At 63.8% G+C, this 15,668-nt stretch carries 13 protein-coding genes; 7 read left to right on the forward strand and 6 right to left on the reverse strand.

The annotated features are described in order from the left end of the window. Window positions 1-62 precede the first annotated feature (62 nt). The 6 genes from QEN71_RS26575 to proC all read left to right on the forward strand — a co-directional run bounded on the left by QEN71_RS26575 (window position 63) and on the right by proC (window position 7,238). Entirely contained in the window at window positions 63-1,478 is a 1,416-nt protein-coding gene (locus tag QEN71_RS26575) for an FAD-binding oxidoreductase (protein WP_201649010.1), read from the forward strand. 64 nt (window positions 1,479-1,542) lie between these two features. Further along, entirely contained in the window at window positions 1,543-3,048 is a 1,506-nt protein-coding gene (locus QEN71_RS26580; protein ID WP_201649011.1) for an FAD-linked oxidase C-terminal domain-containing protein, read from the forward strand. A 219-nt stretch (window positions 3,049-3,267) separates the two neighbouring features. After that, a complete protein-coding gene (glcE, locus tag QEN71_RS26585) occupies window positions 3,268-4,356 on the forward strand; it encodes a glycolate oxidase subunit GlcE (protein WP_201649012.1) in 1,089 nt (362 codons plus the stop codon). Between the two features lie 9 nt (window positions 4,357-4,365). Next, window positions 4,366-5,592 (forward strand): glycolate oxidase subunit GlcF, encoded by a 1,227-nt coding sequence (gene glcF / locus QEN71_RS26590; RefSeq protein WP_201649013.1) that lies wholly within the window; start codon window positions 4,366-4,368, stop codon window positions 5,590-5,592. 117 nt (window positions 5,593-5,709) lie between these two features. Continuing rightward, complete coding sequence (locus tag QEN71_RS26595) at window positions 5,710-6,408, forward strand: YggS family pyridoxal phosphate-dependent enzyme (protein ID WP_201649014.1); 699 nt, start codon at window positions 5,710-5,712, stop codon at window positions 6,406-6,408. Between the two features lie 14 nt (window positions 6,409-6,422). Beyond that, window positions 6,423-7,238, forward strand: a complete 816-nt coding sequence (gene proC, locus QEN71_RS26600; RefSeq protein ID WP_201649015.1) for a pyrroline-5-carboxylate reductase — start codon at window positions 6,423-6,425, stop codon at window positions 7,236-7,238. Between the two features lie 78 nt (window positions 7,239-7,316). Here the strand turns inward: proC and ubiA are convergent, their stop codons facing one another. The 6 genes from ubiA to recG form a co-directional block, all read right to left on the reverse strand. Then, window positions 7,317-8,180 (reverse strand): 4-hydroxybenzoate octaprenyltransferase, encoded by an 864-nt coding sequence (ubiA, locus tag QEN71_RS26605; protein ID WP_201649016.1) that lies wholly within the window; start codon window positions 8,178-8,180, stop codon window positions 7,317-7,319. A gap of 155 nt (window positions 8,181-8,335) precedes the next feature. Next, entirely contained in the window at window positions 8,336-8,812 is a 477-nt protein-coding gene (locus tag QEN71_RS26610; protein WP_201649017.1) for a Dps family protein, read from the reverse strand. A 172-nt stretch (window positions 8,813-8,984) separates the two neighbouring features. Further along, window positions 8,985-9,170, reverse strand: coding sequence for a hypothetical protein (locus QEN71_RS26615; RefSeq protein ID WP_201649018.1), 186 nt, complete (start codon window positions 9,168-9,170; stop codon window positions 8,985-8,987). A gap of 63 nt (window positions 9,171-9,233) precedes the next feature. Continuing rightward, entirely contained in the window at window positions 9,234-10,682 is a 1,449-nt protein-coding gene (locus QEN71_RS26620; protein WP_201649019.1) for a catalase, read from the reverse strand. Window positions 10,683-11,060: 378 nt separating this feature from the next. Then, window positions 11,061-12,020 carry a LysR substrate-binding domain-containing protein gene (locus QEN71_RS26625; RefSeq protein ID WP_012401898.1) on the reverse strand — a complete coding sequence of 320 codons (960 nt, stop codon included), beginning with the start codon at window positions 12,018-12,020 and terminating at the stop codon, window positions 11,061-11,063. A 124-nt stretch (window positions 12,021-12,144) separates the two neighbouring features. Next, window positions 12,145-14,367, reverse strand: coding sequence for an ATP-dependent DNA helicase RecG (recG, locus tag QEN71_RS26630; protein WP_201649020.1), 2,223 nt, complete (start codon window positions 14,365-14,367; stop codon window positions 12,145-12,147). A gap of 216 nt (window positions 14,368-14,583) precedes the next feature. Between recG and queA the strand changes: the two genes are divergently transcribed. Beyond that, window positions 14,584-15,645 carry a tRNA preQ1(34) S-adenosylmethionine ribosyltransferase-isomerase QueA gene (gene queA, locus QEN71_RS26635; RefSeq protein ID WP_201649021.1) on the forward strand — a complete coding sequence of 354 codons (1,062 nt, stop codon included), beginning with the start codon at window positions 14,584-14,586 and terminating at the stop codon, window positions 15,643-15,645. The last annotated feature ends 23 nt before the right edge of the window (window positions 15,646-15,668 follow it).

The following is a 15,668-nucleotide window of genomic DNA, read 5'->3' on the forward strand; positions in this document are numbered from 1 at the left end:
AGGCCGTCTATGGGCGTAAAATGGGCAGCAACCATCAGAACATTCGCCACCAGGAGACGCAGGTGAACCATCCCGTGCCGCCGCCCCCCGTGCGCCGCCCTTTTCCTGCTGAACTTCTCACTGCACTCAAGTCGGCATTCGGCGAACGCGTATCCACGTCCGAAGCCGTCCGCGCCCATCATGGCCGCGACGAATCGCCATTCGATCCGCAACTGCCCGACGCCGTCGTCTACGCGCGCAGTACGGAAGACGTGCAGACCATCGTCAAGCTGTGCGGTCAATACGACGTGCCCATCATTCCGTACGGCAACGGCTCCTCGCTCGAAGGCCACCTGCTTGCCGTGCAAGGCGGCGTGTCGATCGATCTTTCCGAAATGAACCGCGTGCTTGCGATCAACGCAGAAGATCTGACCGTCACCGTCGAGCCCGGCATCTCGCGCAAGCAACTGAACGAAGCGCTGCGCGACACAGGCCTTTTCTTCCCGATCGATCCGGGCGCGGACGCCAGCATCGGCGGCATGTCGGCCACGCGCGCGTCCGGCACAAATGCCGTGCGCTACGGCACGATGCGCGAAAACGTGCTCGGCCTGACCGTCGTGCTGGCCGATGGCCGCGTAATCCATACGGGAACGCGCGCACGCAAGTCGTCGGCGGGCTATGACCTCACGCGTCTGTTCGTCGGTTCGGAAGGCACGCTCGGCGTGATCACCGAAATCACCGTGCGTCTGTATCCGCAGCCGGAAGCGGTGTCGGCGGCCGTGTGCACGTTCCCGTCGATGGGCGACGCCGTGCGTGCCGTCATCGAAACCATCCAGATCGGCGTGCCGATCGCGCGCGTCGAGTTCGTCGATTCGCTCGCCGTCCGTTCGATCAACCGTCATTCGAATCTGACGCTTCGCGAAGCGCCCACGCTGTTCTTCGAATTCCATGGCACGGAAGCCGGCGTGAAGGAACAGGCAGAACTCGTGCAGGAACTCGCCGCGCAGAACAAGGGCGAAGGCTTCGAATGGGCGACGCGTCCGGAAGACCGTAGCCGTCTGTGGAACGCGCGTCACAACGCCTACTTCGCGATGCTGCAGCTGAAGCCCGGCAGTCGCGCCGTCACCACCGACGTCTGCGTGCCTATCTCGCGCCTCGCCGAATGCGTGGTCGAAACGGAAGAAGACCTGAAGACTTCGCCGCTGCCCTGCCCGATCGTCGGGCACGTCGGCGACGGCAACTTCCACGTCGCGATGCTGATCGACCCGAATAAGCCCGAAGAGCTGGAGGAAGCGGAGCGCCTGAATCATCGCATCGTGCAACGCGCGCTGCGCATGGACGGCACCTGCACGGGCGAGCATGGCGTCGGCCTGCACAAGATGGGCTTCCTGCTCGAAGAGCACGGCCCCGTCGCGGTCGATGTCATGCGCTCGATCAAGCGTTCGCTCGATCCGCGCAACCTGATGAATCCAGGCAAGATTTTTTCGTGGGCGGCTTAGCGTAACCGTATGTCGGGCCGCGCTGCGCAACGACGCGCGCGGCCGTCGAAGGAGGAGACATTCCATGAACGCACCCGGCGAGCTGTCCCCAGAGCTGTCGCCCGAGATGCTCGCGCAGCGTCAGCGCGAAGTTGTGCAGGCGTTGATGGCCGTGCTGCCAACGCATTGCCTGTTGTACCGCGAGGAAGACACGGTCGCGTACGAATGCGACGGCCTTGCCGCGTATCGTCGTTTGCCGCTGGCCGTTGCGTTGCCTGAAACGGAATCGCAGGTGCAGCGCATCGTGCAGATCTGCCATCGGCTGAACGTGCCCATCGTGCCGCGCGGTGCAGGCACGAGCCTGTCGGGCGGCGCGATGCCGATCCGTCATGGCGTCGTCGTGTCGCTCGCGCGCTTTCGCAAGATCATCGAAGTCGATCCGTACGCGCGCACGGCGACCGTCCAGCCCGGCGTGCGCAATCTGTCGATCTCCGAAGCGGCCGCGCCTTATGGCCTTTACTACGCACCCGATCCTTCGTCGCAGATCGCCTGCACGATCGGCGGCAATGTCGCGGAAAATTCGGGCGGTGTGCACTGCCTGAAGTACGGCCTGACCGTGCACAACGTCATGCGCGTGCGCGCGATCACGATGGAAGGCGAGATCGTCGAGTTCGGCTCGCTGAGCCCGGACGCGCCGGGTCTCGATCTGCTTGCTGTGGTGATCGGCAGCGAAGGCATGTTCGCGATCGTCACGGAAGTCACGGTCAAACTGATTCCGAAGCCGCAAGCGTCGCAGGTCATCATGGCAAGTTTCGACGACGTCGTGAAAGGCGGCGATGCCGTCGCGGGCATCATTGCCGCGGGCATCATCCCGGCCGGTCTGGAAATGATGGACAAGCCGGCGACGCGCGCCGTCGAAGAATTTGTGAACGCCGGCTACGACCTCGACGCGGCCGCCATCCTGCTATGCGAATCGGACGGGACGCCCGAGGAAGTCAGCGAAGAAATCGTCCGCATGACGGCCGTGCTGCGCGAACACGGCGCGACACGCATCCAGATTTCGCGCACGGAAGCCGAGCGCCTGCGGTTCTGGTCGGGTCGCAAGAACGCGTTCCCCGCCGCCGGCCGCATCTCGCCCGACTACTACTGCATGGACGGCACGGTGCCGCGCCGCAGCATCGGACCGCTGCTCGCACGTATCGAAGAGATGGAAAAGAAGTACAACCTGCGCTGCATCAACGTGTTCCACGCGGGCGACGGCAACATGCATCCGCTGATCCTCTTCAACGGCAACGACCTGGACGAGTGGCATCGCGCCGAGGCCTTCGGCTGCGACATTCTCGAAACATGCGTCGAACTGGGCGGGACGGTGACGGGCGAACATGGCGTGGGCATCGAGAAGATCAATTCGATGTGCGTGCAGTTTTCGCCGGAAGAGCGCGATGCGTTCCACGCGGTCAAGCGCGCGTTCGATCCCGCCTGCCTGCTCAACCCCGACAAAGGCATCCCGACACGAGCCCGCTGCGCCGAGTACGGAAAGATGCATGTGCGGGGCGGGCTGCTGCCTCATCCGGAACTGCCGCGATTCTGAGCACTGGTTTCTGAGCCTTAGTTTGTGAGCCTTAGTTTGTGAACCTTAGTTTGTGAGCTAAGCAGCGAGCGCCATGCAGCTACGGCTTCATGGCGCCTGCATCGTCGTTGCATCGTCATAACGCATAAAAGCAGCAAACCCTTCGATACGGGTCTGAACCGGGTTGCGGGCGCGGCTTGCCTCGGTACAATCGAAAGCACTACAACGAAGCAACGCACCATGAAAGAGGACGACATCGTCGCCGCGTGGTCGGAACGGGTTCGCGCGGCCACGGCCGCGGAGCAGCCGATCCGCATCCGTGGCGGCGGCACGAAGGACTGGTACGGCCAGTCATTGCAGGGTGAGGTCCTCGACACGCGCGCACATCGCGGCATCATCGCGTACGATCCCGCCGAGCTGGTGGTCACGGCGCGCGCCGGCACACCGCTCCTCGAAATCGAAGCGGCGCTCGCCGAACACGATCAGATGCTCGCTTTCGAGCCGCCTCATTTCGGACCGCAAGCGACGCTCGGCGGCTGCATCGCAGCGGGCATCGCGGGACCGCGCCGTCATTCGGCGGGCGCGGCGCGCGACTTCGTGCTCGGTGCCGTCGTCATGAACGGTCACGGGCAAGTGCTGACGTTCGGTGGCCAGGTCGTGAAGAACGTCGCTGGCTACGACGTGTCCCGGCTGATGGCCGGCTCGCTCGGCACGCTCGGCCTGATCCTCGAGTTATCCGTCAAGGTTCTGCCGCGTCCGAAGGCGGAAGCCACGCTCAAGTTCGACATGAACGGCACGGATGCCGTGCGCAAGCTCAACGAATGGGGCGGCCGTCCGTTGCCGATCACGGGCAGCGCGTGGCGCCACGGCACGCTCGCCGTGCGTCTGGGCGGCGCCGAAGCGGCCGTCAAATCGGCGCGCACGTCGCTGGGCGGCGAAGTGGTCGATGCAGTGGAAGCCGAACGCTTCTGGGCCGGGTTGCGCGAACAGACCGATCCGTTCTTCGCGGCCATCGCGCCGAAGTCCGCGCTCTGGCGTCTCGCGCTGCCGACCATCACCGAGCCGCTGCAATTGCCCGGCGCGCAGTTGATGGAATGGGGCGGCGCACAACGCTGGTGGATCACCGACGCCGACGCGCAAACCGTACGCATCAGCGCGAAACAGGCGGGCGGCCACGCGACGATCTTCCGCACCGGCCACGGTTATGACCGTGGCGCTGGCGTATTCACCCCGCTGCCCGCTCCGCTGATGAAGATCCATCGCGGCCTGAAAGCCACCTTCGACCCAGCCCGCATCTTCAATCGCGGCCGGCTGTACCCCGACTTCTGAGCGCGCGCGATGCAAACCAACCTCGCCGACTTCATCCGCAACACACCCGACGGTGAAGAAGCCGACGCCATCCTGCGCAAATGCGTGCATTGCGGGTTCTGCACGGCCACCTGCCCGACCTATCAACTGCTCGGCGACGAACTCGACGGTCCACGCGGACGCATCTATCTGATCAAGCAGATGGTGGAAGGCACGCCCGTCACGCGCAGCACGCAGCTGCATCTGGATCGTTGCCTGACGTGCCGCAATTGCGAATCCACCTGCCCTTCCGGCGTTCAGTACGGCAAGCTCGTTGAAATTGGCCGCAAGCTCACCGAAGAGAAAGTGCCGCGTCCGTTCGGCCAGCGCCTGATGCGCCGCGTCCTCGCGAGCTTCGTACCCAACAGCACGCTGTTCACGCCCGCGATGCGCCTCGGCCAGCACTTTCGCCCGCTGCTGCCGAAGAAGCTGCGCGACAAGGTTCCACAGCGCCAGCGTCAGCTCGAATGGCCGACGGCCACGCATCCGCGCAAAATGCTGATGCTCGCGGGTTGCGTGCAGCCTGCGATGATGCCGAACGTCAACATCGCGACAGCGCGTGTGCTCGACGCGCTCGGCATTCAGACCGTGATTGCGCCAGAAGCGGGTTGCTGCGGTGCGATCCGTCTGCATCTCGGCTACAACGACGAAGCGCTCGACGACGTGCGTCAGAACATCGACGCCTGGTGGCCGCACGTCGAACAGGGCGCGGAAGCGATCGTGATGAACGCGTCCGGCTGCGGTGCGACCGTCAAGGAATACGCGCACCTGATGCGCAACGACCCTGTGTACGCGGAAAAAGCAAAACGCATTGTTGAACTGACGCGCGATATCAGCGAAATCCTGCCGGACTTCGAAGAAGCGTTGACACCGCTCACGCGACGCCGCGCGATTCATACGGTTGCGTATCACCCGCCCTGCACGCTGCAGCATGGCCAGCAGATTCGCGGCAAGGTCGAGCATCTGCTGACGGCGCTGGGCATCGAAGTCAGGCTTCCCGCCGACAGCCATCTGTGCTGCGGCTCGGCCGGCACCTATTCGCTCACGCAGCCCGCGCTGTCGTACGCATTGCGCAACCAGAAGCTGGAAAAACTGAAGGCACAGGAGCCGCAGATCGTCGTGTCCGCGAATGTGGGTTGTATCGCGCATCTGCAAAGCGGCACCTCCACGCCTGTCGTGCATTGGGTCGAACTCGTCGAGCACATGCTCGCGTCCTGAACGACAGCATCGCCTGGCGGGTAGTTCGTCCACAACCTGGCCGTTCGGCCAGGTCGTGGCATGCGGTCGGCGTCCGTATAATTCAAATCGTCGCCCCTCGCCCCGGTACCCCGCTTCATGCCCGACCTCGCTCACAATCTCGACGCAGTGCATCAGCGCATCGCCCTCGCCGCGCAGGTCGCGGGCCGCGATCCTCGCTCCATTGCGCTTCTCGCCGTCTCGAAGACGTTCCCCGCCGAAGACGTTCGCGCCGCGCATGCCGCCGGCCAGCGCGCGTTCGGCGAAAACTACGTGCAGGAAGCGTTGACGAAAATCGGCGCGCTGTCCGATCTGCGCGCCTCGCTCGACTGGCATTTCATCGGGCCGCTGCAATCGAACAAGACGCGTCCCGTCGCTGAAAACTTCGACTGGGTGCATTCCGTCGACCGGCTGAAAATCGCGCAGCGTTTGTCGGAGCAGCGTCCGGATACGCTGCCCGCGCTCAATGTGTGCCTGCAGGTCAACATCAGCGGCGAAGCGTCGAAAAGCGGCATCACGCCAGACGAAGCCGTCGACGTCGCGCGCCAGATCGCCGCGCTGCCCAGGCTGCGTCTGCGCGGCCTGATGGCGATTCCCGAACCCGAAGGCGGCGTCGAACAGCAGCGCGTGCCGCATCGCGCGCTGCGCGAACTGTTCGACAAACTGCGCGCTGAAGGACTCGAACTCGACACGCTGTCGATGGGCATGTCGGGCGATCTCGAAGCGGCCGTGCTCGAAGGCGCGACGATCGTGCGCGTCGGCACCGCAATCTTCGGCGCCCGCGATTACTCTCACTGAACTTCCCGAACATCATGAAAATTGCCTTCATCGGCGGCGGCAACATGGCCGCCGCGCTCATCGGCGGAATGATCAAGCGCGGCGTTGCGCCGTCGGACATCCTCGCCATCGATCCCAACGAAGACGTGCGCAAGCGCAACGAGCAGCAGTTCGGCGTCGGTACGGGCGCTGCGGCGGACGCGTCGCTGAAATCGTTCGATGCCGTCGTGCTCGCCGTCAAGCCGCAGATCGTGAAGGACGTCGCGGCTACCCTCGCGCCGCATCTGTCGGCTTCGCAGCTCGTCATCAGTATCGTCGCGGGCATTCGCAGCGCGGACCTCACGCGCTGGCTCGGCGGCCATGCGCGCCTCGTGCGCACGATGCCGAACACGCCGGCGCTGATCGGCATGGGCGTGACGGGTCTGGTTGCAACGGAAGGTGTCGACGAAGCGGGACGCGAACTGGCCTCGCAGGTGCTCGGCGCGGTCGGACAAACGGTGTGGTTCGACGACGAAGCGAAGATCGATGCCGTCACCGCAATCTCGGGCAGCGGCCCGGCCTACGTGTTCTACTTCATTGAGGCGATGCAGGAAGCAGCGCGGCAACTCGGCATGGACGAAGAGCAAGGTCGCGCGCTGGCTGTCGCAACGTTCACGGGCGCAGCGCAACTCGCCGCGCAATCGGGCGAGCCGGCAAGTGTGTTGCGTGAACGCGTGACGTCGAAGGGCGGCACGACGGCGGCGGCGCTCGCATCGTTCGACGCGCAAGGCGTGAAGGACGCGATCGTCCGAGGCGCGCTGGCCGCGGATGCGCGTGCGCGTGAAATGGGAGAGGAATTCGGCAAGCAGTGATATCGCTTGCTGGAACTGAAGTGCATCGGCGAATGAAGCGTGGGATCTCCGCGCTTCATCTCGCCGAAAGATGAAGAATCAGAACGCCTGCGCCGCGTAATGCGCGGCAATGCCCGCGAACAGCGCGCCGCCGAGCCAGTTGTTGTGCCGGAACGCCGCGAAGCAAGGCATGCGCTCGCGTCCCTTGATCAGCGTGTAGTGGTAGATCGCGCAACCCACGGCGGCGGCCAGCCCGATCCAGTACAGCACGCCGAAGCCCAACGCGACGCCGATGCCGACATAGATGCCGAGCGTCGCCGCGTAGCACAGCATGATCGCGAGCACGTCGAAGCGGCCGAACGTCAACGCGGACGTACGAATACCGATCTTGATGTCGTCGTCGCGATCGACCATCGCGTATTCGGTGTCGTAGGCGACCGACCAGAACACGTTCGCAATCAGCATCACCCACGCGAGCAGCGGCACCTGATTCTGCACAGCGGCAAACGCCATCGGAATGCCGAAACCGAACGCGATGCCCAGATACGCCTGCGGAATCGCAAAGAAGCGCTTCGTGAACGGATAAGTGCCCGCGACGAACAGCGCCGCCACCGACAACTCCTTCGTCAGCGCATTGAGCGGCAGAATCAGCAGGAACGCGATCAGCGAGAGCCCCGCTGCCAGCGCGACGGCTTCCCATGCCTTGATCTTGCCCGACGTGATCGGACGGTTTTCGGTGCGCTTCACGAAGCGGTCGAAATCGCGGTCTGCGTAGTCGTTGATCGCGCAGCCGGCCGAGCGCATCAGGATCGTGCCGATCGTGAAGATCACCAGCAGCGACAGCGACGGATGGCCATCGGAGGCAATCCACAACGCGTTGAGCGTCGGCCATAGCAGCAGCAGGCTGCCGATTGGCTTGTCCATGCGGACAAGGCGCAGATAGAGCGGAAGTCGGGCGAACATGGCGGTGCGCAGAGATTCGATCCCGCTATTTTAGAGCAGCGCGCGTGACAGCCCTCTTCTGACGCGCAGACAAGTGCAGACAAAAAGCATTAAAGCCCGGCAGGTTGTCACCCGCCGGGCTTTCAGTTCAGCAACGCCAACGTAAATGCGAGCGCTTACGCCAGCATCCACGCGTTCTTTTCGTGCGTCTGCATACGTTGCGTCAGCAGGTCGGCCGTCGGCTCGTCATGGGCCGCGTCCGTCACCGGGAAGATCGCGCGCGCGGTGCGCACCACGGATTCCTGGCCTTCCACCAGCTGGCGGATCATGTCTTCAGCGGCGGGCACGCCTTCCGCTTCGGCGATCGACGACAGCTTTGCGAATTCCTTGTAGCTGCCAGGCGCAGCGACGCCCAGTGCACGAATGCGTTCGGCGATCAGATCGACGGCCGTCGCCAGTTCCGTGTACTGCGTCTCGAACATCAGATGCAGCGTGTTGAACATCGGACCCGTGACGTTCCAGTGGAAGTTATGGGTCTTCAGATAAAGCGTGTACGTGTCGGCGAGAAGACGCGAAAGACCTTCTGCGATCTTCTTGCGATCCTTGTCGCTGATACCAATATTGACGTGCGGTACGGCTTCTTTCTTGGCCATGACGACTCCTTTTAAGAGTGATTCGAACCGGTCTGCTTGCCCGGAACTGCGCGTGTGCAATCGTTCAACGCTCGAACGCCCGCCAGTTTAGCCTGGAACGCGCGCACGTTCGCGCGACCCTACGCCTCGCTTCCGCAGCCCGCAAACCACGCATGGCCATGTGTGCGCTTCGTCATCCGCCGATGGCGTGCACCAGCGTTGCGACGATCGCCACATAGCCACTGCCGAGAATCGCGAACCCCACGAGCTTCTGGAAAAGCATCGGAGTGCGCACCTGTTGCGCCACGCTGCGCGCGTTGCCTGCATTGCTTGCGTTGCTTGCGTGGTAACCCACTGCGTTCATCACCATCTGAACCATGATCTTTCTCCTTCGATGTCGGCGGCGCGCATGATGTCGCGCCGCCTCCCGTCATTCGATCCGTTACTTCGCCTTCGCAAGCGCCTCGATGGCTGCGAGCACCCCGTCTGCGTAGGCCGGATCGATCTTGCGGAAGTGCTCGACCTGACGCGCGACGATATCGGCGGGCACGCCGTCGATCGCCCGCGCGATGTTCCCGAACAGACGCTCGCGCTGCGCGCTGTCGAAGAGACGGAACAACGCGGCCGGCTGGCTGTAGTAGTCGTCGTCTTCGCGATGGTTGTAGTGATCGACGTTGCCTGCCGCGAGCGGCGGCTCGATCGCGTTACGATCCTGCGCGAAGTCGCCGAAACGGTTCGGTTCGTAGTTCACGTTGCCGCCCAGATTGCCATCGACGCGCATCCCACCATCGCGATGGAACGAGTGAGCGTTCGGCGCACGCGACGCGTTCACGGGAATCAGATGGTGATTCACGCCGAGCCGATAGCGTTGCGTATCGCCGTACGAGAACAGACGCCCTTGCAACAGACGATCTGGCGAAAAGCCGATGCCCGGCACCACATTCGCCGGCGTGAACGCAGCCTGCTCGACGTCCGCGAAATAGTTCTGCGCATTGCGATTCAACTCGATCACGCCGACGTCGATCAGCGGATAGTCCTTGTGCGGCCACACTTTCGTGATGTCGAACGGGTTGTAGCGATACGCCGCTGCGTCCGCCTCCGGCATCACCTGGATCTGGAAGCGCCACTTCGGAAAGTTGCCGCCGTCGATTGACTGGACCAGATCGCGCTGCCCGCTTTCGCGATCGCGCGCCACGACTTGCGCCGCTTCTGCGTCGGTAAAGTTCTCGACGCCCTGCATCGACTTGAAGTGGAATTTCACCCAGAAGCGCTCGCCATTCGCGTTGATGAACGAGTACGTGTGCGAGCCGAAACCATGCATCTGCCGGTAGTTCTTCGGAATGCCGCGATCGCTCATCACGATCGTCACCTGATGCAGCGACTCGGGATGACGCGAGAAGAAGTCCCACGCGTTCGTCGCGCTGCGCATGTTCGTGTACGGATCGCGCTTTTGCGTGTGGATGAAATCGGGAAACTTCAACGGATCGCGGATGAAGAACACGGGCGTGTTATTGCCCACCACGTCCCAGTTACCCTCTTCCGTGTAGAACTTGATCGAAAAGCCACGCACGTCGCGCTCGGCATCGGCCGCGCCACGCTCACCTGCCACCGTCGAAAAGCGCATGAAGAGCGGCGTTTCCTTGCCGACTTCCGAGAACACCTTTGCCTTCGTGTAGCGCGAGATGTCGTGCGTCACCTTGAGCGTGCCGAACGCGCCCGAACCTTTCGCGTGAACGCGGCGCTCGGGGATCACTTCGCGATCGAAGTGCGCGAGCTTTTCGATCAGCCACACGTCCTGCAGCGCAACGGGGCCGCGCGGGCCGGCCGTGAGCGAATTCTGGTTGTCGGCGACGGGCGCGCCCGAGGCGGTGGTGAGATTGCGTTCGGTCATAGTTGTTCTCCGGCGTGATATTTCAACAGCGGCTTCAAGAGCCTTCGTAGCGTGGGATGTATTCGGTGAGAAACGTGTGGCGCGTCAGGCAGACAGCGCGCGATCGACGAGTAGCGCGAACGCGACGGTCCTGAAGCTGGACGCGCTGCTGGCGGCAGGCGTCGGCTGAGACGATGAGGAAACTGACGGGAACAGCGAAGACGTGGATGGCTGCATGATTCCTCCGGTTTGTCGTGGTGGATCTCAGGGATCCATGGAGGAAATCTTATTAAAAGCTATCGAATATAGCGATTTGATTAATTTTATATATTCGATAGGCGCCGCCTCATGCAGAAGGCGGCGAGCGGCGCATCAGACGATGCGCCGCCGAAACAGCGTTCAGTTGACGGCTGCAGGCAGATCGAGCTTCTTCACACCTGGCAGATCGCAGGCGGCGATCGCATCGCAGATTGCATCGATGGCAGGCATCCGCGTGAAGCTCTTGCGCCAGGCCAGCACGACGCGGCGATCCGGCACGGGATCGTCGAACGGCACGTAGCTGAGCAGGCCGGAATCGACGCCGCCCGCGTGCGGCTTCACTTCATGCACCGACATGCGCGGCAGCACGGTAATGCCGACGCCGCTCGCGACCATATGGCGGATCGTCTCCAGCGACGATCCTTCGAAGGTCTTCTGGATACCGTCCGCGTTCTGCGAGAAGCGCATCAACTCCGGACACACGCCGAGCACGTGATCGCGGAAGCAATGGCCGCTGCCGAGCAGCAGCATGGTTTCCTGCTTGAGATCGCCGGGATCGATCTTGTTGCGCGACTCCCACGCATGGCCGGACGGCAGCGCGACGACGAACGGCTCGTCGTACAGCGGACGAAGCATCAAACCCGTTTCCGGAAACGGCAGCGCCATGATCGCGACGTCGATTTCGCCCTGCTTCAGCAGTTCGATCAGCTTGAGCGTGTAGTTTTCCTGCAGCATCAGCGGCATCTGCGGAACGCGCTTGATCATCTGCTTGACGAGCGTGGGCAGCAGATACGGCCCGATCGTGTAGATCACGCCCAGGCGCAGCGGCCCGACGAGGGGATCCTTGCCTTGCTTGGCGATTTCCTTGATGGCGAGCGTCTGTTCGAGCACACGTTGCGCCTGGGTGACGATCTGCTCGCCAATCGGCGTGACGCTGACTTCGCTCGTGCCGCGCTCGAAAATCTGTACGTTCAGCTCGTCTTCGAGCTTTTTGATCGCGACCGACAACGTCGGCTGGCTCACGAAACACGCTTCTGCCGCGCGGCCAAAATGGCGCTCACGCGCTACCGCGACGATGTACTTCAGTTCTGTGAGGGTCATTGGGGACCAATCAGGGCGATAGATTCGATAGGTTTCTGTTATACACCTATGGGGCCAATTCGCCAACCTTCCAGCCCGAATCAGGCATGCTGCGGTGCGAAAGCGTTTCCATCGGCAGGTTTCATCAGGCTTTCAGATACTGCTCGCGGGTATTCAGCCAGCGCAAAAGATGCTGCGTCACGACGTTCGGATACTGCGCCAGCAGCGTCGTCGCCGCCTCGCGCGCCGGTTCGATCAGCCAGCCGTCGTTTTCGAGATCGGCGAAACGCAGCATCGCGGCCCCCGATTGCCGCGCGCCAAGAAACTCACCGGGCCCGCGGATTTCGAGGTCGCGCCGCGCGATTTCGAAGCCGTCGGTGGTTTCGCGCATCGTTTGCAGGCGCGCGCGGGCCGTCATCGACAGCGGTCCGGTGTACAGCAGCACGCACACGGACGCCGCGCTGCCGCGCCCGACCCGCCCGCGCAACTGGTGCAACTGCGCGAGCCCGAAGCGCTCCGCATGCTCGATCACCATCAGCGACGCGTTCGGCACGTCGACGCCCACTTCGATCACCGTCGTCGCGACCAGCAGCTGCACTTCGTTGCGGCTGAACGCGTCCATGACGGTCGCTTTCTCGACGGGCGTGAGGCGCCCGTGCACCAGCCCGACCTTCAGTTCCGGCAGCGCGGCGACGAGCGTTTCGTAGGTTTCGACGGCCGTCTGCAATTGCAGCGTCTCGCTTTCCTCGATCAGCGGACACACCCAGTACACCTGGCGGCCCGTCAGCGCCGCCTCGCGCACGCGCCCGATCACTTCTTCGCGGCGCGCGTCGGAGACGAGCTTGGTCAGAATCGGCGTGCGGCCGGGCGGCAATTCGTCGATCGTCGAGACGTCGAGGTCCGCGTAGTACGTCATCGCGAGCGTTCGCGGAATCGGCGTCGCGGACATCATCAACTGATGCGGCTGGAAGTCGCGCGCGCCGTCGGCGGCGTTCTGCGCCTTGGCGCGCAGCGCGAGCCGCTGCTCGACGCCGAAGCGATGCTGTTCGTCGACGATCACGAGGCCGAGCCGCGCGAATTCGACGGCATCCTGAATGATCGCGTGCGTACCGATCACGAGTTGCGCGGTGCCGAGCGCGGCGGCTTCGAGCGCGCTGCGCTTTTCCTTCGTCTTCAGACTGCCCGCGAGCCACGCGACCGTCACGCCGAGCGGCTCCAGCCAGCCGCGCAGCTTGCGTGCGTGCTGTTCGGCGAGGATTTCCGTCGGCGCCATCATCGCGGCCTGATAACCGGCGTCGATGGCCTGCGCGGCCGCGAGCGCCGCGACGACCGTCTTGCCGCTGCCGACATCGCCCTGCAACAGACGCTGCATCGGATGCGCCTGCGTCAGATCCTGCGAGATTTCCGCGCACACGCGCTGCTGCGCGCCTGTCAGCGAGAACGGCAGCGTCTGCATCAGACGCGTCAACAGCGATTGCTCGTCGGTGGCGGCGCGGCGCGGCATCGCGGGCGCGGCGCGCGTGCGACGCTCTTCGTGCGCGCGCTTGAGCGACAGTTGCTGCGCGAGCAGTTCCTCGAACTTGATGCGCGTCCACGCGGGATGCGTGCCGTCGATCATCGCGGCCTCGTCCGAATGCGAATTCGGATGATGCAGCGTGCGCACGGCGTCCATCAGTTCAGGAACCTCGAGCGGCTGCAGATATTGCTTCGCGACGGCCTCGGGCAGCAGTTCGGGCAGCGACGTGCGCGCGAGCGCGTTGTCGATCGCCTTGCGCAGATAGACCTGCGACACGCCCGCCGTGCTCGGATAAACGGGCGTGAGCGCTTGCGGCAGCGGCGTGTCGTCATCGACGACGCGCACGGCCGGGTGCACCATCTCCATCCCGAAGAAACCGCCGCGCACGTCGCCGCGCACGCGCAGCCGCACGCCCACCGACATCTGCTTGACCTGCGAACCGTAGAAATTCAGAAAGCGCAGGATCAGCTCGTCGCCCGCGTCGTCACGCATTTTCACGAGCAGCTGACGACGCGGCCGGTACGCGATCTCGTTGTCGAACACGACGCCTTCCGTCTGCTCGACGCCGCCCGGCAGCAGTTCGCCGATCGGCGTCAGCGACGTTTCGTCCTCGTAGCGCATGGGCAGATGCAGCACGAGGTCGATATCGCGCGTGAGGCCGAGTTTGGCGAGCTTGTCGGCCGTTTTGGCGAGCACGGGTTTCTTCGCGGCGGGCTTTTTCGCCTTCTTGGGCGCGTCCTTCACGTCGGGCGCATCCGCGTCCGCGCCCGCCTTGCTCCGCGCGGCGCGGCGCTTCTTCGGAGCGCTGTCGTCGTCGGTGTCGAGAGGTGAACGGGTATCGGACAAAGGCATGAGTCGCTTCGCAAGTACAATATCGGCTTCAGAAGTTTTGCGGCCAGTGCGCGCGGGAGTCGTGCGCACGCCGGGCCGCCGCGGCAATGTCCCGCAATCATAGCCGCTCGAAGGGCGCTGTCGTAGACGCTGATGCTTCAGCCGTCGTTTCGGCGGCGCGCCGTCCGGGCGGCGTTCCCGCTTCGCACAGTCTCATTTCGCTTCAAGTCAGTCCGCATGTTCACGCTTTCCGATTTCGATTTCGACCTGCCGCCCGAGCTGATCGCGCAAATCGCCCTGCCCGAGCGCAGCGCGAGCCGTCTGCTCGAAGTGACCGGGCAGACCACGCCCGCCACCTTTACCGACCGCCGTTTCGCCGAACTGCCCGAGTGCATCGAGTCCGGCGATCTGCTCGTCTTCAACGATACCAAAGTGCTGAAGGCGCGTTTCCTCGGCCAGAAGGCCAGCGGCGGCAAGATCGAGGTGCTGGTCGAGCGGCTGACGGGCGAGCGCACCGCCCTCGCGCAGATTCGCGCGAGCAAGAGTCCGGGTCCGGGCACCGTGCTGCATCTCGCCGATGCGTTCGACGTGACCGTCGGCGAACGCGTCGAGCCGTTCTACACGCTGCATTTCCCCGACGACTGCCTGACGCTGATCGAGCAGTTCGGCCGTCTGCCGCTGCCGCCGTATATCGAGCACGATCCCGACGCGTTCGATGAAACGCGCTATCAGACGGTGTATGCGCAGAATCCGGGCGCGGTCGCAGCACCCACGGCCGGCCTGCATTTCGACGATTCGATCTTCGCGCGGCTGGATGCGAAAGGCGTCGAGCGCGCGACGCTCACGCTGCACGTCGGCGCGGGCACGTTCCAGCCGGTGCGCGTCGAGAATATTGCTGAGCACAAGATGCATAGCGAGTGGTATCAGTTGCCGCAATCGCTCGTCGACAAGATCGCGGCGACCAAGGCGCGTGGCAATCGCGTGATCGCGGTCGGCACGACGTCGATGCGCGCGCTCGAAGCCGCGGCGCGCGACGCCGAAGCCGCCGGAAAACCGCTCGCTGCAACCAGCGCCGAAACCGATATTTTCATCACGCCCGGCTACCAGTTCCGCGTGGTCGACCGGCTGGTGACGAATTTCCACCTGCCGAAGTCGACGCTGCTGATGCTCGTGTCCGCGTTCGCGGGCATCGAGACAATTCGCGCGGCCTATCGACACGCGATCGACGAGCGTTACCGCTTTTTCAGCTATGGCGACGCGATGCTGCTTACGCGCAGCGACGACGCATTGAACGCATAATCGCTTCCCACGGCCAGAAACCC

The organism is Paraburkholderia sabiae, from assembly GCF_030412785.1.
GTDB classification, from domain to species: domain Bacteria; phylum Pseudomonadota; class Gammaproteobacteria; order Burkholderiales; family Burkholderiaceae; genus Paraburkholderia; species Paraburkholderia sabiae.

Coding starts and splice junctions, on each gene's coding strand:
- QEN71_RS26580 (WP_201649011.1), top strand. CDS start 1,543: ATGAACGCACCCGGCGAGCTGTCCCCAGAGCTGTCGCCCGAGATGCTC.
- glcE (WP_201649012.1), top strand. CDS start 3,268: ATGAAAGAGGACGACATCGTCGCCGCGTGGTCGGAACGGGTTCGCGCG.
- glcF (WP_201649013.1), top strand. CDS start 4,366: ATGCAAACCAACCTCGCCGACTTCATCCGCAACACACCCGACGGTGAA.
- QEN71_RS26595 (WP_201649014.1), top strand. CDS start 5,710: ATGCCCGACCTCGCTCACAATCTCGACGCAGTGCATCAGCGCATCGCC.
- proC (WP_201649015.1), top strand. CDS start 6,423: ATGAAAATTGCCTTCATCGGCGGCGGCAACATGGCCGCCGCGCTCATC.
- ubiA (WP_201649016.1), bottom strand. CDS start 8,180: ATGTTCGCCCGACTTCCGCTCTATCTGCGCCTTGTCCGCATGGACAAG.
- QEN71_RS26610 (WP_201649017.1), bottom strand. CDS start 8,812: ATGGCCAAGAAAGAAGCCGTACCGCACGTCAATATTGGTATCAGCGAC.
- QEN71_RS26615 (WP_201649018.1), bottom strand. CDS start 9,170: ATGGTTCAGATGGTGATGAACGCAGTGGGTTACCACGCAAGCAACGCA.
- QEN71_RS26620 (WP_201649019.1), bottom strand. CDS start 10,682: ATGACCGAACGCAATCTCACCACCGCCTCGGGCGCGCCCGTCGCCGAC.
- QEN71_RS26625 (WP_012401898.1), bottom strand. CDS start 12,020: ATGACCCTCACAGAACTGAAGTACATCGTCGCGGTAGCGCGTGAGCGC.
- recG (WP_201649020.1), bottom strand. CDS start 14,367: ATGCCTTTGTCCGATACCCGTTCACCTCTCGACACCGACGACGACAGC.
- queA (WP_201649021.1), top strand. CDS start 14,584: ATGTTCACGCTTTCCGATTTCGATTTCGACCTGCCGCCCGAGCTGATC.